Source organism: Amniculibacterium aquaticum (assembly GCF_003852705.1).
GTDB lineage: Bacteria > Bacteroidota > Bacteroidia > Flavobacteriales > Weeksellaceae > Amniculibacterium > Amniculibacterium aquaticum.
The window spans coordinates 100041-119227 of sequence record NZ_REFA01000003.1 but is presented as its reverse complement, the minus strand read 5'-3'; the positions used below and the strand labels follow the sequence as shown (position 1 = coordinate 119227).

The following is a 19187-nucleotide window of genomic DNA, read 5'->3' as shown; positions in this document are numbered from 1 at the left end:
TCTTTTAGTTCATGGAGATGTCATTGGGAGCATTGGACCAAATCAGAAATTCTCCACCTAAGTTTTGCATGATGTTTTTCCAAAGATTGGGATCGTTGTTGGTATAATCCATCTGATATACATCAACAACAGTCCAATGTTTTTTATCAATTTCAGATTCCAATTGATCCTTGGACCAACCGGAATATCCTGAAAATATTTTCATGTGATCTAATGGAATTTCGCCTCCAATCACTGCTTTCACAATGTTTTCAAGATCTTCGGTGATGTAAAAATCGTTATCCAATTTCATATAAAAATCGGTGATGGGTTGGCCACGAACAATAAAAAAAGTTTTATCGTTCTCAACAGGTCCTCCATCAAAAACTTCAATCTCACTACCGAAAATGTGGCGAAGTGCATGGGTTGCAATATCGTTTTTTTTGTTGAGTATAAGTCCGAAAGCTCCATTTTCATTGTGATCAATGATCAGTATCACCGAACGAGAAAATATATCCGAAGACAGATCCGGAGTAGAAATTAATAATTTACCTTTGTACGACTTATCCATAATCAAATATAATCTTTTTTCAATGGAAAACCTACACGATCAAAGAAAAGTTTATAACAAATCCGAACTGATAGAATCCCAGATCAGACAAAATCCCATAGAGCAATTTAGAGATTGGTTTTTAGAAGCACAAAACGATCCCAATGTATCAGAAGCAAACGCGGTTTCCGTTTCTACGGTAGAAGCCGATGGTTGTCCCCGAACCAGGATGGTGTTGTTAAAATCCTACAATTGGGAGGGGTTTTCTTTTTACACCAATTATGAAAGCAGAAAGGGTAAAACGATAATGGATCATCCGAAAGCATGTTTGCATTTTTTTTGGCCCAGCTTGGAAAGGCAAATCATAATAAAATGCAATGTGGAAAAGCTGGCTGAGAATCTTTCTGATGGGTATTTTGCATCCAGACCTCGAGGCAGTCAGTTGGGTGCATGGGTTTCGCCGCAAAGCCAAGAGATCCCGAATCGAGAGTTTTTAGAAAAAAAACTAACCGAATTAGAAAAAGATTGGGAAGGGCAGGAGATTCCCAGACCCAAACATTGGGGTGGATTTTTAGCCAAGCCTTATGAAATTGAATTTTGGCAAGGAAGGCCCAATCGTTTACACGATAGGATTTTATATAGCTTGAATGAAGATTTCGATTGGGAAATTTCCAGGCTTGCTCCATAAGTATTTACACAATTCTGGTGGGGTTTTACCTTGATTTCAATCGTTTTGTTCACAGGTTCAGATCTTGGTGTACTCACAAAAAACTTCTCGGAAAAGAGAAGTTTTTTTGTTGTAAAATTATCATACAACTCGAATTTGAAATCTTCGATACCATATTTATGGTGTTGAAAATCAATTTAAAAAAAGCTATGGATGGAAGGGAATTCAATATTTGAACGGATTTTTTGTTTCTCAATATTAATGCATTCTGAAAATTAAAAAAGTGAGAGAAACATATTGACTTCAATAGTAATATATGGTGCAATTTTATTTTTAAATTATACTACTTTTTTTGTTAATTTAGTTCATAAATTATGGCTTAAAATACAGAAGCTGTATTTTTGAATTTAAAATATGTACTTGCCAACCAACTAACTTAGAAGTAACAAATATTGAAAGGAGAAAGTGAACATACATGCAGCTCTATCGCATTCATAGACACAGAAATTGAACCAATTAGTAATAAAATACTTGATATTGGTGGAATCAAGGGCAATGGAAGTACTTTTCATAAAGCTTCGATACTTGACTTTGTACATTTTCTCAATGGAACACATTTCGTAGCTGGACACAATATTTTCAATCACGACATTAAATATATTGGGAAAGCCCTCTTTGATGCAGGTATCAATTCGGCTAACATTATAGACACATTGTTTCTTTCGCCATTGCTTTTTCCAACAAAGCCCTATCATTCATTACTCAAAGATGATAAAATCCAATCCTCTGAGGCAAATAATCCTCTGACCGACTCCATCAAGGCTAGAGATTTACTGAATGATGAAATTGCTACTTTCAAAGGGATTGACGACACTCTAAAGAAGATTTTTCATCTTCTTTTATACGACAAAAAAGAGTTTCAAGCTTTTTTCCGTTATATTGCATACAACCATTCAGATACGAACATTGAAGAACTTATTCGACAAAAATTTAAAAAAGAAATTTGTGGACATGTTTATCTAACAAACATTATTGTAGAAAAACCTATTGAATTAGCTTACTGTTTATCTCTTATCGATTCCTTCGTTCAACACAATAAAATCCATTCCATAACACCTCCTTGGGTTTTGAAAATGTATCCTGATGTAGAGCAACTCATGTTTCGATTACGAAACAAACCTTGCATTAGTGGCTGCGAATACTGCAACGGTTTTTTAGATGCACATAAAGGACTTAAAAAGTATTTTGGCTTTGATTCTTACAGAAGCTATGGTGGTGAACCATTGCAAGAAAAAGCGGTGAAAGCTGCAATTGATAATAAGTCTATACTAGCGGTTTTCCCAACTGGAGGTGGCAAATCCATTACTTTTCAAGTTCCGGCATTGATGAGTGGAGACACTTCTAATGCTTTAACTGTTGTGATTTCACCGTTGCAATCCTTGATGAAAGATCAAGTGGATAATCTTGAAAAAAATGGAATTACAAATGCGGTTACCATAAACGGCTTACTGGACCCTATTGAAAGAGCAAAATCTTTCGAAAGAGTTGAGGATGGCTCAGCGTGCATACTGTACATTTCGCCTGAATCTTTGCGATCAAAAACGATAGAACGATTGATTCTAGGTAGGAAAATAGCTCGTTTTGTAATAGATGAAGCACATTGTTTTTCTTCGTGGGGACAAGATTTCAGGGTGGATTATTTATACATCGGAGATTTTATCAAATCCATTCAAGAAAAGAAAAATATCGAAGACGGCATTCCCGTTTCATGTTTTACAGCAACAGCAAAACAGAAAGTTATTGAAGATATTCTGGGTTATTTCAAGGAAAAACTTTCACTCAATCTTGAATTATTTACCTCAAAAGCATCAAGAACAAATCTACATTATAAAGTTTTTGAAAAATCAGACGAAGAAACAAAATACCAACAAGTTCGGGATTTGATAGAAGAAAAAAATTGTCCAACCATTATCTATGTATCAAGAACACGAAAAGCCTACACGCTTGCAGAGCGCTTAAAAGAAGACGGGTTCAGTGCCAAACCCTACCACGGAAAGATGGACAAACAAGAAAAGTCTGAAAATCAAAATTCGTTTGTCAACGGTGATACCCAAATTATGGTGGCTACTTCTGCTTTTGGAATGGGGGTGGACAAGAAAGATGTTGGGATGGTCATTCATTATGAAATTTCGGATTCTTTGGAAAATTATATTCAGGAAGCAGGTAGAGCCGGTAGGGATGAAAAAATTACGGCAGATTGTTTTGTTTTATTCAACGAGGAAGATTTGAGTAAACATTTCATATTGTTGAATCAGACCAAACTTTCCATCAAAGAAATACAACAGATTTGGAAAGCCATCAAAGAAATTACACGCTTTCGTTCAACCGTATCCAATTCTGCCTTGGAGATTGCACGAAAAGCAGGCTGGGACGATAATGTTGTCGAAATAGAAACCAGAGTAACTACCGCAATTGCAGCCTTGGAAGATGCCGGTTATTTGAAACGCGGCCAAAATATGCCACGAGTTTTTGCAAACAGTATTATTTCTAAAAATGCACAAGAAGCCATAGACAAAATCAACTCCTCAGAGAGATTTGTGGGTAACCAAAAAGAAAAAGGTGTAAGAATTATCAAGAAACTTTTCTCCAGTAAAAGTAGAAAACAAAATAATGATGAGGTTGCGGAATCAAGAATTGATTATATCAGTGACCATTTAGGGATTGTAAAAGAAGAAGTCATCAACATCGTTAATCTTTTGCGTGAAGAAAAAATTCTGGCCGATGCAAAAGATCTAACCGCTTTCATAAAAAAAGGAGAGAATACCAATCGTTCATTTAATATTGTGGATTCCTTCAGTAAAATTGAAAATTATTTGCTCCTGCTTTTAAAAGAGCAAGAACAAATATACCATCTAAAAGAACTGAATGAAAAAGGCGAGGAACAGGGACTTAATGACATCAGTAGTAATAAGATAAAAACCATTCTCAATTTTTGGGCCATCAAAAATTGGGTTAAAAGAAAAATCTTAGACACCAAAAGTCATGTGTCAATAATTGCCTTGCACCCAAGAGAATTGTTGAAAGAAAAATTAGAAAAAAGACAGACTTTAGCAAAATTTATTATCGAATTTCTTTATGAAAAAACTAAAACTACGGCATCTGAAGATTCAACAAAAGAAGAAATTTTGGTTGAATTTTCAATTCATGAACTGAAAACAGCTTATGAGAACGGCTCAGATTTATTCAAATTGGAAATAAATCTTGATGATATTGAAGATACGCTTTTTTACTTGTCAAGAATTGAAGCTATAAAAATTGAAGGTGGTTTTTTAGTTGTGTACAATCGTTTGACCATTGAAAGAACAGAAACAGACAACAAAAAAAGATACACAAAAGAGGATTATCAAAAGCTCAATCAGTTTTACGAAAGCAAAATTCAACAAATTCATATTGTTGGAGAATATGCTAAGAAAATGATTGAAGACTATAAAAGCGCATTGCAATTTGTAGAAGACTATTTTCATTTAAACTATCCTGTCTTTCTCAATAAATATTTTAAAGGAAGTAGGCAAAATGAAATAAAACGAAATATTACACCTGCCAAATTTAGACAACTTTTCGGGGAACTTTCACCTACTCAGTTGAAAATTATTAACGACAACGAAACCAAACACATTGTTGTTGCAGCCGGTCCAGGTAGTGGAAAGACAAGGGTTTTGGTTCACAAATTAGCTTCGTTACTTCTTATGGAGGATGTTAAACATGAGCAATTGCTAATGATTACTTTCTCTAGAGCAGCAGCAACTGAATTCAAAAAGCGTTTGCTTCAGCTTATAGGTAATGCTGCCAATTATATTGAAATTAAAACTTTTCACTCCTATTGTTTTGACCTATTAGGTAAAGTAGGTAGCCTAGAAAAATCAAACGAAATTCTAAGCAAAACGATTCAGAAAATCAAAAATAATGAGGTAGAAGTAAGTAGGATAACCAAAACAGTTTTGGTGATAGACGAAGCACAAGATATGGACAAAGATGAGTTTGACTTGATTCAAACTTTGATGGAACAAAATGAAGAAATGCGCGTAATTGCCGTAGGCGATGACGACCAAAATATTTATGAATTTCGAGGTGCAGATTCTAAACATCTTGAGCAGTTCATCTTCGAAAACCAAGCCGTAAAGCATGAATTATTAGAAAATTACAGAAGTAAAATTAACTTAGTTGGGTTTTCTAATCAATTTGTAAAACAAGTTTCGCACCGCATCAAACAAACCCCCATCATCGCAAAGCAAAATGATAATGGGAAAATTAAAATTGTCCATTATAAAAGTGGAAACCTGACCGTCCCTCTTGTGCAAGAACTACTATCAACAGGACTATCAGGGACAACTTGTGTTTTGACAAAAACTAACGATGAGGCACAACAGATTACGGGATTGCTTTTGAAAAATAACTTACAAGCAAAATTGATACAGTCTAATGATGGTTTCAGCTTATACAACCTCAACGAAGTTCGATATTTTTTGAACCATTTGAATTTGGCCGATGATGTTTACACCATCAACGATGACATTTGGCTGAAAGCAAAACGAGAGGTGGTTAATAAATACAGACACAGTACGAAATTGGAAATTTTAGGAAACATCATCAAAGAATTTGAAGCCTCAAACACAAAAATCAAGTACAAATCCGACTTAGAGGTTTTCATTCGAGAGTCTAAATTGGAAGATTTTTACAATGAAAATGGAGAAACTGTTTTCGTCTCAACCATACACAAAGCCAAAGGGAAAGAATTTGATAATGTTTTCATACTGCTGGAAAATTTTGATGCAACGACCGATCAAGCGAAACGACTTTTGTATGTGGCAATGACTCGGGCAAAAACAAACCTAACAATTCATCTAAATTCAAACTTTTTAGACCCGCTCACGGCAGAAAATTTAGAACGATTTGAAAATATCGAAATGCATCTGCCTCCCAATCAATTGTCCATGCATCTAACTTTAAAAGATGTTTGGCTTGATTTCTTCATCAATCGACAAATCGCCATTTCAGAACTTAAAAGTGGTGATTCTTTACGGTTAAATAGCATGGAATGTTTTGATGAAAAAGGAAATTCAGTGCTAAAATTTTCAAAGCAATTTACCGCCCAAATAGAGAAACTGAAAGCTAAAAACTTTGAATTGAAATCTGCTAAAGTAAACTTTGTTCTCTATTGGAAAAAAGAAGAAACCCAACAAGAGATAAAGATCATTTTGCCAGAGTTGACCTTTGAAAGAAAAACAGATTAATCACAAAAAACTGTTATATATAAATTTCAAAAAAAAATCTTCAAAATAACATCCAATTCATTCTGATAATTAAACAGTAATGTCCTATTTTTAAACCCTAGAACAACATCGAACATGAATGAAATAATATGCCCCAATTGCAAAACAGCTTTTAAAGTGGACGAAGCCGGGTTTGCCGATATACTGAAACAAGTAAGAGACCATCAGTTTGAAGAAGAAATCAAACGACAACTTGACATGGCCGAAAGGGAAAAAGAAAGTGCGGTAAAACTTGCCGAAGCCAATATTAGAAACGCCATACAAGAACAGCTGTCTAAAAAAGACAAAGAGCTTACCGAACTGAAAGCCCAAAGTGAACTGAATCTCTCAGGAAAATTAAGTGAAAAAGACGCTGAAATCAGCAAGTTGAAAGCGAAAATAGAAAATACAGAAGTTGAAAGAAAACTCGCTGTAAACGAAGCGGTACAGAAGATTGAAAAAGAAAGAGACCGTCTCGCCAACGACCTAAAAAATATAGACACCGAAAAGCAACTTCTAGAAAAATCTCTGGTCGAAAAATATGCTGCCGAACTGAAAACCAAAGACGATATCATCAAATACAAAGACGATGAAATCTCCCGTGTAAAAGACATGAAACTGAAACTCTCCACTAAAATGTTGGGCGAAACGCTGGAGCAACATTGCGAAACAGAGTTCAATAAGCTAAGAGCAACTGCATTCCAAAAAGCCTATTTCGAGAAAGACAACGACGCCAGATCGGGCAGCAAAGGCGATTTTATCTACAGAGAAAATGACGATGCCGGCAACGAGATCATCTCCATCATGTTCGAAATGAAAAATGAAGGCGACGAAACTGCAACAAAAAAGAAAAACGACGACTTCTTGAAAGAACTGGACAAAGACCGAAACGAAAAAAAATGCGAATACGCCATTCTGGTTTCCTTGCTAGAAGCCGATAGCGAATACTACAACACCGGGATTGTAGATGTCTCTCACCGATATCCGAAAATGTATGTGGTGAGGCCTCAGTTTTTCATCTCCATCATCACTTTGCTTCGCAATGCCGCCATGAACTCCATACAGTACAAAGCAGAACTGGCAATGGTAAAAAGCCAGAACATCGACATCACCAATTTTGAAGAGAAGATGAACAAATTCAAAGAAGGTTTTGCAAGAAATTATGATTTGGCAAGCAGAAAATTTAAAGACGCCATTGATGGAATAGACAAGACTATCAAAGAATTAGAAAAAACCAAAGCAGCATTGCTTTCGTCTGAGAACAACCTAAGATTGGCCAACGATAAAGCCGAAGATTTGACCATCAAAAAACTTACCCACGGCAACCCCACGATGAAAGCAAAATTTGACGAACTGAACGATTGATTATAAATCTTCTGTATCCCGGACAAAAATGCTTTGGCATTCATATTTTTATTAAAAAAATAAATTATTTTTTCAGAAAAATATTTTTGTTATTCAGAAAAAAAACAATAGATTTGCACCCACAAAAATAAAGGTAACATCCCTTTGTTAGATGACCTTTCGGGGCGTAGCGTAGTCCGGTCATCGCGCCTGGTTTGGGACCAGGAGGTCGCAGGTTCGAATCCTGCCGCCCCGACCAAGAAACCGTTTTTATAAACGGTTTTTTTTATGCTTAAAAATTACAAATCCAACCTCAATATTGAAGTTGGATTTGTATTTTAGAGCCTGAAATTATATTCTCAAATGTATCACAGGCTTTTACATTTCATTCAAACTGTCCAAAATAATTTGGCAACCCTCACGGATTTCGTCATCACTGATGGTCAATGGTGGCGATATACGCATGTATTCATTCTTATACAACTGCCAGAAGACAATCAGACCTTTATCCATGCATTTTTTAGCCACATTTAGCGTGAATTCCGGTTCGCCTAAATTTACCGCTAACATCAATCCTTTACCATTGATGTTTTTAATTTTAGGATGCACCAACAACTGACGGAATAAGAGTTCTTTTCTTTCCATTTCTTCCATCAGACCAGAAGTCAACACCTCGTTTAGTGTTGCCAAGGAAGCCGCAGCAATCAAGGGATTGCCCCCAAAAGTAGTGATGTGTCCAAGTTTTGGAGAATGAGAAAGACTGTTCATAATTTTTTCGGAACTCATGAAAGCACCCACCGGGACTCCGCCCCCCATTCCTTTTCCCATCACCAAGATGTCGGGAACCGTGCCGAAATGTTCAAAAGAAAATAATTTTCCCGTCCTCCCAAATCCGGGTTGTATTTCGTCCAATATCAGCAAAGCACCAACCTCTTCGCATCGTTTTTTTAGATTTTTAAAATAATCCTGATCCGGCATCAGAAATCCTGCTGCTCCTTGTACGGTTTCGGCAATAACACAGGCCGTTTTTTCGGTAATTTTATAAAATTCGCTTTCGTCGTTGAAGCGAATAAAATTGACCATGGGCAAAAGCGGTCGAAATTCCCTTTTATGAACTTCATTTCCCGACACCGACAGTGCGCCATGAGTATTGCCATGATAGGAATCTTTCATCGAAACAATTTCTTCCCTTCCGGTGTATCTTTTTGCCAGTTTTAAAGCTCCATCAATGGCTTCGGCTCCGGAATTGACCAAATAAGTGACCTCCAAAGGTTCGGGAGTTGCCTCTGCCAAAAGTTTGCACAAAGCTACCGGTTTTTCTTGGGCATATTCGCCATAAACCATCACATGAAGATACCGGTCGGCTTGCTCTTTTATGGCTGCAACCACCTTGGGATGCGAATGCCCCAAAGTATTTGCGGATACTCCTGCCACAAAGTCCAAATATTTTTTACCGTCTTTTCCGTAAATATAGGATCCAACGGCTTTTTCCACCTGAAATCCTGAGGCAAATGCTGTGGTTTGCGCTTGGTATTTAAAAAAATCTTGATTCATTTTAATGGATTTGAATGTGAATTAAAGAAGAAAATTGAATTTATTTCCTGGTTCTTTTAGGTTTTTTAGCCTCTTCTTTTTCTTTATTTTTCTGGATGATTTCCTGGGCTTGATCGTACAAAGAATCATCCGACTCGTAAACGGTTTCTGGATTGTTGGGAGTGTCTAAAAAGATGTCTTCCCATTTTAGAGGTCGATCTTTGGTATTCCAATTAAAATCGGGTAAAAATCGGTCTTTTTTTGCGATTTTACTCATGGGATAGACTTCCGAATTGGCGCCAATATTACACGAAATTATTTGAACTTTTCTCTCCTCAAACTCAGCCTCGATCACTCCGCAAGAAGAAATGGCAACCCCAATTCTTTCGGTTTGTTTGGTTTTTTCATTTTGATCATCGGCATAATTGATTGCTTGTGCATTTCCTATGACTTTGGCCAATTTCACCTCGCCGTCTTGGTAATACACTGACATTAATTTTCCTTTTACTTGATTGAATTCATCCTTCAGGTTCAAGGAGTCGGCTTTGGAAATGGCAAAAGCATTGCCCACCACTTTTAGAGAATCTATGTTTTCGGAATCCGAATTGAAGTAGGCTTCAATTTTGTCACCGCTCACTTGCTTTTCGCCGCTCCACAAAATGGGTTTGTGGAAGAGGTGCATGATGCCATCGGTCTCGTTAAAACTGATGGAATCGGCTTTGGCTTGTGCATTGGACTTGTACATTCTGGCTTTGTAAAAAGCACGGAGAAAACTTTTCTTTTTCTTGACATCCGCTGTATCGGCCTTTTGAAAGGCAAAGATTTTTTCAGCAGAAAAATATATGGAATCTTTCTCCAAAATCTTCACAGCATAGGGCTTTTCGGTAATCATCGCCGAATCCTTTTTTTCAAAAATTTCGGCATAACCTCCTTTTATATAACGATTTTCTTTGGGATTGTTCAGGGTGACCCTTCCGTTGGCTTTTCCGAATCCTGTGATCTGGTTAAAATACATTCTGTCGCCTTTCAGGGTTTTTCCGTTGTAATAGATGGTCGAATTTTTCTCTAACCAAACCTCTTTGGAAGTCATGTTATAAATTCCTTTTTCAGTAAAAATTTGATTGCCAGGATTTTTTTTATTGGTAATCCAAGTGGGACCGCTAAAAGTTGCCGTATTGGTGTTTTGATCCTGAAGAATATTTTGTCCTTCAACCGTGTATTCGGCATTGTTGATTTTCACATTTCCTGTAAAATCAATTATTCGGCTTTCCGTATTGTAAGTTGCGGATTTGGTGTACATGGTATTTTGGTAATCCGAAATGGTACCTCCCGTGTTGAAATACGCTTTTTTTTGAAGTTTGTCGTAATACAAAGTTTCCGTTTTTATGCTCTGTTTGGGATCGGTAAGCACCACATTTTTTCTGGCAATTCCTCTTTGTGTATTGCCATCGTATTCCATTTCGCCTGCGGTAATTATGGTGCCATCGGGGTTTTGCAACTTTACATTTCCAATGGCTTTTACAAAGTTTTGTTCTTGGTAAAGGATCACCACATCTGCAAAAAGTGTAGAGCCTTGATGGTCAAACTGAACTTTGCCCTGAAAGTAAGGGTTTCCATCATACTTTTTAGGATCCTTTGAAAAAGTATCGGAATGGGTATGATGTATTTTTTCTGCATTTTGATTTTGTTGTGCAGAACTTGGAGTGAAAAACGAATCTTTTTTAAGATTCTTTTGATTGACCTGTGCAGTAAACCAAACACTAAAAAATAAAAATAGAGCTACAATTTTTTTCATGAATCTTTTCTAGTCCCATAAAAGTACAGAGAATGAGAGTCTATTTGCACACCAAAAGCATTTTCTATGGCTTCTTTAATCCCTTGAATACGAGGGTCGCAGAATTCTATGATTTCGTCAATCTCACGATCCGATCCGTTTTTATAGATAACCAAATGATCGTGTTGCTTGTCGAAATAGGATTTTTCATAAGAAGCCGAAGATGAAATTTTCTCTCCAAACTGGTGTTTGCGGATGAGTCCGGCATCCAAAAAAATCTCGATGGTATTGTAAATGGTGGCTTTAGAAACATGATATTTCTTTTGAATCATCATCAGATAAAGATCGTCCACATTAAAATGATGATCCAATTGGTAAATTTCTTCTAAAATCGTATAGCGTTCCGGAGTGTTTCTAAAACCATTTTCTTGCAAATAATTCCTTAATACATCCTTAATAATTTCTATATTATTCTCCTTCTGATTGGTATTCATATTTCTAATTGATAGTTCATGCAAATTTATTGTTTTTTATTGGATATTGCAGAATACAATTACCACGATAGTCTGTATGAATATTCTCTTAGCGTGCTAAAACAAAAATTTAAAATGCAAAATACGCTAAATAGAATATAAAAAGGCAGATAAGAAAGATAATAAAGATTAGAAATAGCCGAAGTATTATTTAGTTAAAATTTTGAACGGGCTCTTAATGGATTCAAGAATTTGAACTCAAAATTTGAGACCTTTTCTAAACCTAATTTAGTAGCCGTTTGGATTTCATTTCAAAGTGAATGAAAATTAATTTGAATATTTTGCAATCTTTATAAATAAATTTATATATTGCACGAAATATAAAAATCGATCAATATGGCGAAACATAAAGTACAGTATGAGTTTCCTATGCATTGTCTTTCCGAGATCTTGTATGAATATCTTGCAAGTGCTGAAGGCTTAGCAGAATGGTTTGCGGAAGATGTTGTGGAAAAAGGAGACGATTTCTTTTTCTCTTGGGGTGGCGGACCGGCAGAAAAAGCCACGCTTATTCGCTACAAACCGGAGAGTTTCGTTCGTTTCCGTTGGGAAGAAGACGAAGGCACCAAAAATTTCTTCGAAATGTCCATTGTTATTGATGACATTACCGATGATCTCGCTCTGATAATTACCGATTTCTGCGAACCGGGCGACGAAGAGGAAAACAAAATGTATTGGGAAAACCTGATCGAAAATCTTCAAATAAAACTTGGAGCAGCCTAATTTCACTCGAAACACAAAAATAGATGAACGAAAAACCATTCGTTCATTATTTTTTTTATTTATAACCTTAATTTCACTTTCATAAGTACCAAAAATATGTACAGTACGGATCAATTCCAAGCTCAGAACCACGCATTCCTAAACGGAGATTCTGTAAAAGTTTCTTTTTTTGTCAGAAATGGACAACTAATTATGGCCGAAGAATGTTATTTCTTCCTAATGGCATCCATGCGAAAGATGAGAATGAACATTCCATTGTCGTACACCTTGGAGTTTTTCCAAAATCTTTTCACAGAAAAAGTGATCAACCAAGGACACAACAATGCCTTTATCCAATTGATGGCCTATAGAAATATCGATCAAAAGGCATTACAAAAATCCACAGTCGATTTTGTTTTCTCAATCCAACCAACCGATGATGTTTTGGGACTTCAAAAAACAGCAGAAATCGACATGATCAAAGAAATCAATGTGAACACCAATTTGCTGAGCAACATCCGCACGCACAGTCCAGAAAACATCTATGCCGAGATCTATGCTCAGGAAAACGACCTTCAGGATCTTATTTTGTTGAACCCGAACAAGAGAATTGCGAGATCCATCTACGGAAATATCCTTCTTTTGCAAGACAAATACATCCGCATCCCAAAACAATCGGAAGGCGCCTACATCTCGCCTTTGATGGAAAATTTTGTCACTTTTGTTCATAAAAGCAATTTGGCCTTTGTAGAACCCGAAGAAATGAGCGGTTTCGAATCCCAAAAAGCCGACGAAATCCTCATCATATCCGATGAAAAAGGACTTTATACCGTTTCCAAAATCAGAAACAAATCGTTTGGCAACGAGCGTTTTTCAGAAATCATCAACCAATGGAAAAATTCTTTTTAGAAAATAATTCTCATTCCACCAAAAAAGCCTCTTTTCCATCACGGAAAAGAGGCTTTTTTAGTCATTCTATTGTTTATTCATGCACCGGAATAACCACCACCGGAATGGTCGATCTCCGGGTAATCTCTTTGGTTAGGCTGCCAACAAAAACATCGTAAATACCGCTTCTTCCGTGAGAGCCAACCACAATGTATGATGCTTTTTTCAGATTGGCATAGTCCAAAATGGCATCTCCAGCAATACCTTGCTTCAGCAAATGCTCGCAATCTACACCCATCGCAATAATTCTTTGCTCCAGGTTGTTCAGTTGCAGCAATTCTTCTTTGATCTCGTTTTGTTCCACCTCGGGAAAATATTGGAAACCCATATCCCCAATGGCAAAACCTATATCCGAAGGAGCAACATGGATCAAACAAATTTTGGCATTGGTAATTTTTGCAAAATTAACAGCACCCTCAATTAATTTATCAGAAGATCCTCCAAAATCCACAGGCAATACAATATTCATCATGATTTTTATTTTTGTTCCATAAAGTTAATCAATTTTTACCAAACCCAAAACATGATTTTTTTTTAGTAGCCGGGAACCTACTCTCACTACTCGCTTTTTTGTGAAAATGCCAAGGCTTTTTCCAAAACCATTTTCACAAAAAGAGCTCAGACAGGCCGTTCGATCAGGGCTATGGAGCAGAGAAATTAGAACATTAAAAGGACAAAAAGAAAAAATAGAGCGATTAACAAATCCTAAGATCCATAACCTTTTCTCCCTCCAGAAAAGCCTCCAAAATATCGTTCTCTTCTACTTTTCCAACTCCTTTTGGAGTTCCGGTATAGATCAAATCGCCCACACGAAGTGTAAAAAACTGAGAAACATAGGCAATAATTTCGTCTGGTGAATAGAGCATTTGTGAGGTGTTGCCCTCCTGAACTTTATTTCCATTTTTATTGAGTTGGAAATTCAAATTTGCCAAATCAAATTGATCTTTAGAAAAAAAAGAGGACAAAACCGCAGACCCGTCAAAGGCTTTAGACAATTCCCAAGGCAGTCCTTTGGCTTTTAGATCGGATTGCAAATCTCTAGCAGTAAAATCGATGCCCAAGGCAATTTCTTCGTAATGCTTGTGGGCATGATCTTTTTGTATGTATTTTCCTCCCTTTGAAATTTTGATAACCACCTCCAATTCATGGTGTACATCGTTGGAAAACTCCGGAATATAAAAATCCGAACCTTTCAATACCGCCGTATCGGGTTTCATAAAAATCACCGGATTTTCCGGTATCTCGTTTCCTAGTTCCTGCGCGTGTTCGGTATAGTTTCTTCCAATGCAAATTATTTTCATGGATATTCTTTAATTAATTGTAAAATGACGATTGGGACTTAGATTTCATTTGAAAAAACGACTAAGTCTTCAGAAGATGCATCTTCATCAAATTTTTATTCGATTAAAATTTAGATCTTAATTGTATGGCTGTGAAAATCTTTTTTGTGTACAACGGGAAGTCGGCATTTTGTATCCAACCGTAGTAACCCAAATCTTTTTGGAAAACTTCCTTCACCACTTGTCCTTTGTACTTTCCAAAAGCAAAAATTTCTTCATTTTTATCATTGAAATGGATCATCCCGGCGAGATCGGCAAATTTGCTGTGGTAAGAAAACTCACTCAGTTCGGCAATTTCATTAGGCAAATCCTCGTACTTGCCCACCTGAGCATCCAAAATATCAAAAGTCGCCATTACATCGGCCTCGGCAGAATGGGCATTTACCAATTCCTTATCGCAATAAAATCGATACGCAGCACTTAGATTTCTCGGTTCTTTTTTATGGTATATGGTTTGTGCATCTACCAAACGGAATTTTGACAAATCAAAATCCAAACCGGCTCTCAGAAGTTCTTCTGCCAAAAGGGGTACATCAAAACGATTGGAGTTGAAGCCTGCCAAATCGGTTCCGGCAATCATCTCCATGATTTTTGGAGCAATTTCCTGAAAACTTGGTGCATCGGCGACATCAGCATCAGAAATGCCATGCACGGCGCTGGATTCTGCAGGTATGGGCATTCCTGGATTGACCAACCAAGTTTTGCTTTCTCTGGAGGCATCCGGATTTACTTTTAAAATGCAAATCTCAACAATTCTATCTTTTCCTACATGAGTTCCTGTGGTTTCCAAATCGAAAACACAAAGCGGTTTATGGAGTTTTAAGTTCATTATTTTTAGAAGATGTTATTGGGTGATGAAGTGATGAAGTGATGAAGTGATGAAGTTATAAAGTGATGAGGTGATGAGGTTATAAAGTGATGAAGTGATGAAGTGATGAAGTAAAAAAGAGGATTCAATCCTGGTATTTTTTTACTTCATCGCACCATCATTCGTTTATTTCAATTGTTTTTGAAAGACGATGGAGATAATGATGTAATACAAAATGACCATCGGGATTCCCGTAACTCCGAATACGGCCAAAAGGACAATTCCACCAATCAGCAAGGCCAATTTGGGATAATTATCTTGCAATTTCATTGACTTGAATTTCATGGCGATCATTTTTATCGGACTGATCAGTAACCACGATGAAAGTCCTGTAACCACCACCCAAAGTACAGATGTAAGATTGACATTGGTGATGATGTCTTGGCTAAGTACAATGTTGGGTTGTATCCAAAACAAACCAAAAATCAGGATGGTGTTGCTGGGCGTATTAAGACCTTTGAAATAATATTTTTGTTCTTCATCCAAATTGAAAATTGCCAATCGCAGGCAAGAAAACAGCGTGATGAACAACCCCAAATACTTTATTTCGAAAGGCAATTGTATGCCGTAAAGGATGTTTCCGTAGGGTTCCAACATTTTGTACATGGCCAATCCCGGTAAGAATCCAAAGCTGACCATGTCTGCCAATGAGTCCAGCTGCACTCCAAGATTGGAGTTGGCTTTTAGGGCACGAGCGATAAAACCGTCAAAAAAATCCAACACCAAGGAAATGGCAATGCAAATAGCCGTCACTTGATAATTTCCATAAAGCAACTGTATCGCTCCAATGCAACCGGAGAACAAATTCCCCAAGGTAAAGGCATTGGCTAAATTATTTTTAATAAAATTCATGAATGAAATTCTAACAATTATTCTAAGGGTCTGTTTAAAATTAAATTCTTTCGATATCGGCACCCAAAGCTTTCAGACGGCCGTCGATATTTTCGTACCCTCTGTCAATTTGCTCAATATTGTGGATAATGGATTTGCCTTCTGCAGAAAGGGCAGCAATAAGCAAAGCGTTTCCGGCTCGGATATCTGGAGAGGTCATGGTGGTTCCCCTCAATGGGTATTCGTGGTTCAGTCCAACGACTGTTGCTCTGTGCGGATCGCAAAGGATAATTTGTGCACCCATATCAATTAATTTGTCCACAAAAAACAATCTGGATTCAAACATTTTTTGATGAATGAGTACCGTACCTTTTGCCTGTGTGGCCACCACCAAAACGATGGACAATAAATCCGGTGTGAAACCCGGCCATGGTGCATCGGATACCGTTAGGATGGATCCGTCGATAAATTTTTGGATTCGGTATTGTTCCTGAGCTGGGATGAATATATCGTCATTGCTTTGCTCCAGCTGTATTCCTAGTTTTCTAAAAGTATTTGGGATAACGCCCAGCTGATTCCAGTTTACATTTTTTATGGTGATTTCGGACTTTGTCATGGCAGCAAGACCAATCCAAGAGCCGATTTCTACCATGTCAGGAAGCATGGTGTGCTCTGTGCCGTGCAAATGTGTTACGCCTTCTATCGTTAGTAAATTAGAGCCGATACCGGAAATCTGAGCTCCCATGCGGTTAAGCATTTTGCATAGTTGCTGTAGGTAAGGTTCGCAAGCGGCATTGTAGATTCTTGTTTTTCCTTTAGCCAAAACTGCTGCCATGACCACATTGGCGGTACCGGTAACCGAAGCTTCTTCAAGTAAAATAAATTTCCCTTTTAGTTCTTTGGCTTTCAAACTGTAGAAGGCTTCGTCTTCGTCGTAAGTAAACTCGGCGCCCAATTCAACAAAACCTTGAAAATGGGTATCCAGTCTTCGTCGTCCGATTTTGTCACCACCAGGAGTTGGCATATACGCTTCGCCAAATCGTGCCAACATCGGTCCTAGCAACATGATGGAACCTCTAAGTTTGGCTCCGTCTTTTTTAAATTCTTTGGAGCGTATGTAGTCAAAATTAACTTGATCTGCTTTGAAGGTATAATCGCCGTGAGCATTTTTGGTTACTTTCACGCCAAAATCGCCCAGAATTTCGATCAGTCTATTTACATCGTGGATGTCGGGAATGTTTTTTATTCTTACCTCTTCATCGGTAAGTAAAACGGCACATAAGATTTGTAAAGCTTCATTTTTTGCACCTTGTGGTGTAATTTCACCATGCAATCTTTTTCCACCTCGTATTTGAAAAGCCCCTGTCATTATTTTTTATTTTTATGGTTAAAATGTCGCTTTTTGTTGTTGCTATTGTTTCTGTTGTTACCGTTGTTGTTTTTATTCGACTTGTTGGAATAATAAATTTTGCTTCTGTCCAAAGAGTCGATAGAAGTTAGATCCAGGCGGTTTTCTGAAAGTTCTTTCAGGTGTCGAAAGATGACATCGTCTGTGACATGCTCTTTGTTGTAGATGTTGTAGGATTTCTTCATGTTATTGGCAATAACCTCAATCAGAGCCAATTTTCCGTCTCCTTCTGGCAGTTCGATGGCTTTTTCTATAAGTTGCAGAATACTTTTACCGTAAAATTTAAAATCTCCTTGCAGCTTTGGATAGGTCATTCTTTCTGGTTTTACGGCCAATTGTTCCGGAGTTGGAAAAGGGTAGGGTGCATCGACATCCAAATCGTAATTCGCCAAAATAAACAGATGATCCCAAAGCTTGTGCTTATAACCGTCCTCATCGCGGAGTTGTGGGTTTCTTTGTCCCATAAAATCAACAATTGCATGGCTCATTTCGTTGCGTTCTTCTTTGGTTGCAAGCGATTTGCATCTTTCTACCAGCTGTTGGATGATCCTTCCGTATTCCGGCATGAAGAGTTGAGATTTTTGTGTATTGTATTCCATAAATGCAAATATAAAAAAATAGCCTCGAAAAATTTCCGAGACTAAAAATAATTATTGACCCATTATTTTCTGAGCTTCTCGTATTTGCTCCAAATATCCGTCCCAACCAAGGGTTAGTATTTGGAAAATAAAATAAAGTGTTGCTAGTGCACCCAACACAATGCCTATGATATTAAGCAGTTTGCCGGTGTTCATTTTGTTGAAACTTTCTCCATATTTTTCCGGATTGGACTGGTACAAGACTTTGTCTTTGTTGTAAAAAGACAGTCCTACAATTCCGAAAATTGCTGCAACCGGTCCAAAACAACAGCAGCTGCCTACGATGGACACGATGCCAAGGATAAAAACCGTTTGTTCGTGTGGTAATTTTTGTTTAATCATGGTTTTGTTTTTTTTGATTTGTTTAAAATTGATGTTTAACACCGTATGCAACCACCATAACAAGGGCATGTACAATGGCAAATCCTTTTGTCAAAGTGGAGTAACTTCTTTTCTTGTCAATGACACTTGCGGTTAGGATGCCCAAAAAGATCAGCCAGGTATATATCGGTGGATACATCTGAAAGGCTTGCGAAAACTTACCCTGAAACAGAAGAAGCAAGGCCCTTTGAGTGCCACAACCTAAACATTCTATTCCCAGAATGCTTTTGGAAGGACAGGACAACATGAAATCTTCTAAATTCATAAAAAATAAGCTTTTACAATGATACATATTTTTTCTTATTCGTGTAAGAGTCTGTTTAGGTTTTACCGAAAATAGCAGGTTGTCGATTCTCAATTCAACTGATCTGTTTTTTTTTGG

General features: G+C 37.2%; 18 protein-coding genes and 1 tRNA gene. 6 read left to right on the top strand and 13 right to left on the bottom strand.

Features of this window, described 5'->3' with window-relative positions:
* Window positions 1-4: 4 nt before the first annotated feature.
* A complete protein-coding gene (locus tag EIY84_RS02535; RefSeq protein WP_124640187.1) occupies window positions 5-550 on the bottom strand; it encodes a YqgE/AlgH family protein in 546 nt (181 codons plus the stop codon).
* A 22-nt stretch (window positions 551-572) separates the two neighbouring features.
* Here EIY84_RS02535 and pdxH point away from each other — a divergent pair, with 22 nt between their 5' ends.
* The 4 genes from pdxH (at window position 573) to EIY84_RS02515 (ending at window position 8108) form a co-directional block, all read left to right on the top strand.
* Complete coding sequence (gene pdxH, locus EIY84_RS02530; RefSeq protein ID WP_124640185.1) at window positions 573-1217, top strand: pyridoxamine 5'-phosphate oxidase; 645 nt, start codon at window positions 573-575, stop codon at window positions 1215-1217.
* A 431-nt stretch (window positions 1218-1648) separates the two neighbouring features.
* Window positions 1649-6487 carry a RecQ family ATP-dependent DNA helicase gene (locus tag EIY84_RS02525; RefSeq protein ID WP_124640183.1) on the top strand — a complete coding sequence of 1613 codons (4839 nt, stop codon included), beginning with the start codon at window positions 1649-1651 and terminating at the stop codon, window positions 6485-6487.
* A 114-nt stretch (window positions 6488-6601) separates the two neighbouring features.
* Window positions 6602-7870, top strand: coding sequence for a DUF2130 domain-containing protein (locus EIY84_RS02520; protein ID WP_124640181.1), 1269 nt, complete (start codon window positions 6602-6604; stop codon window positions 7868-7870).
* Between the two features lie 160 nt (window positions 7871-8030).
* Window positions 8031-8108, top strand: a tRNA-Pro gene (locus EIY84_RS02515).
* A 119-nt stretch (window positions 8109-8227) separates the two neighbouring features.
* Here the strand turns inward: EIY84_RS02515 and EIY84_RS02510 are convergent.
* Genes EIY84_RS02510 through EIY84_RS02500 form a run of 3 tightly spaced genes read right to left on the bottom strand, consistent with a single transcriptional unit; the run spans window position 8228 to window position 11650 of the window.
* The gene (locus EIY84_RS02510; RefSeq protein WP_124640179.1) at window positions 8228-9403 is read right to left on the bottom strand and encodes an aspartate aminotransferase family protein; all 1176 of its coding nucleotides are present in this window, start codon (window positions 9401-9403) and stop codon (window positions 8228-8230) included.
* A 40-nt stretch (window positions 9404-9443) separates the two neighbouring features.
* A complete protein-coding gene (locus EIY84_RS02505; RefSeq protein ID WP_124640177.1) occupies window positions 9444-11177 on the bottom strand; it encodes an OstA-like protein in 1734 nt (577 codons plus the stop codon).
* Complete coding sequence (locus EIY84_RS02500) at window positions 11174-11650, bottom strand: Fur family transcriptional regulator (RefSeq protein WP_124640175.1); 477 nt, start codon at window positions 11648-11650, stop codon at window positions 11174-11176. The genes EIY84_RS02505 and EIY84_RS02500 overlap by 4 nt, the downstream gene beginning before the upstream one ends.
* Before the next feature lie 375 nt (window positions 11651-12025).
* Here EIY84_RS02500 and EIY84_RS02495 point away from each other — a divergent pair, with 375 nt between their 5' ends.
* Together EIY84_RS02495 and EIY84_RS02490 are read left to right on the top strand one after the other, a co-directional pair.
* The gene (locus tag EIY84_RS02495) at window positions 12026-12412 is read left to right on the top strand and encodes an START-like domain-containing protein (RefSeq protein ID WP_124640173.1); all 387 of its coding nucleotides are present in this window, start codon (window positions 12026-12028) and stop codon (window positions 12410-12412) included.
* Window positions 12413-12508: 96 nt separating this feature from the next.
* Entirely contained in the window at window positions 12509-13300 is a 792-nt protein-coding gene (locus EIY84_RS02490; RefSeq protein ID WP_124640171.1) for an aminotransferase class IV, read from the top strand.
* 73 nt (window positions 13301-13373) lie between these two features.
* Here EIY84_RS02490 and EIY84_RS02485 read toward each other — a convergent pair whose 3' ends face one another.
* From EIY84_RS02485 to EIY84_RS02450, 9 genes are all read right to left on the bottom strand, one after another.
* Window positions 13374-13811, bottom strand: a complete 438-nt coding sequence (locus EIY84_RS02485) for a universal stress protein (RefSeq protein ID WP_124640169.1) — start codon at window positions 13809-13811, stop codon at window positions 13374-13376.
* Window positions 13812-14034: 223 nt separating this feature from the next.
* Window positions 14035-14640 carry a fumarylacetoacetate hydrolase family protein gene (locus EIY84_RS02480; protein ID WP_124640167.1) on the bottom strand — a complete coding sequence of 202 codons (606 nt, stop codon included), beginning with the start codon at window positions 14638-14640 and terminating at the stop codon, window positions 14035-14037.
* 103 nt (window positions 14641-14743) lie between these two features.
* A complete protein-coding gene (locus tag EIY84_RS02475) occupies window positions 14744-15508 on the bottom strand; it encodes a 3'-5' exonuclease (RefSeq protein ID WP_124640165.1) in 765 nt (254 codons plus the stop codon).
* Between the two features lie 5 nt (window positions 15509-15513).
* Window positions 15514-15636 (bottom strand): hypothetical protein, encoded by a 123-nt coding sequence (locus tag EIY84_RS11930; RefSeq protein ID WP_262696897.1) that lies wholly within the window; start codon window positions 15634-15636, stop codon window positions 15514-15516.
* Between the two features lie 37 nt (window positions 15637-15673).
* Entirely contained in the window at window positions 15674-16399 is a 726-nt protein-coding gene (locus tag EIY84_RS02470; protein WP_124640162.1) for a CDP-alcohol phosphatidyltransferase family protein, read from the bottom strand.
* 40 nt (window positions 16400-16439) lie between these two features.
* Entirely contained in the window at window positions 16440-17747 is a 1308-nt protein-coding gene (gene murA / locus EIY84_RS02465) for a UDP-N-acetylglucosamine 1-carboxyvinyltransferase (RefSeq protein WP_124640159.1), read from the bottom strand.
* Entirely contained in the window at window positions 17747-18385 is a 639-nt protein-coding gene (locus EIY84_RS02460; protein ID WP_124640157.1) for a DUF4290 domain-containing protein, read from the bottom strand. The genes murA and EIY84_RS02460 overlap by 1 nt, the downstream gene beginning before the upstream one ends.
* Window positions 18386-18436: 51 nt before the next feature.
* Entirely contained in the window at window positions 18437-18766 is a 330-nt protein-coding gene (locus EIY84_RS02455) for a CCC motif membrane protein (RefSeq protein WP_187477590.1), read from the bottom strand.
* Window positions 18767-18788: 22 nt separating this feature from the next.
* Entirely contained in the window at window positions 18789-19097 is a 309-nt protein-coding gene (locus tag EIY84_RS02450) for a DUF2752 domain-containing protein (protein WP_241154719.1), read from the bottom strand.
* Window positions 19098-19187: the final 90 nt, after the last annotated feature.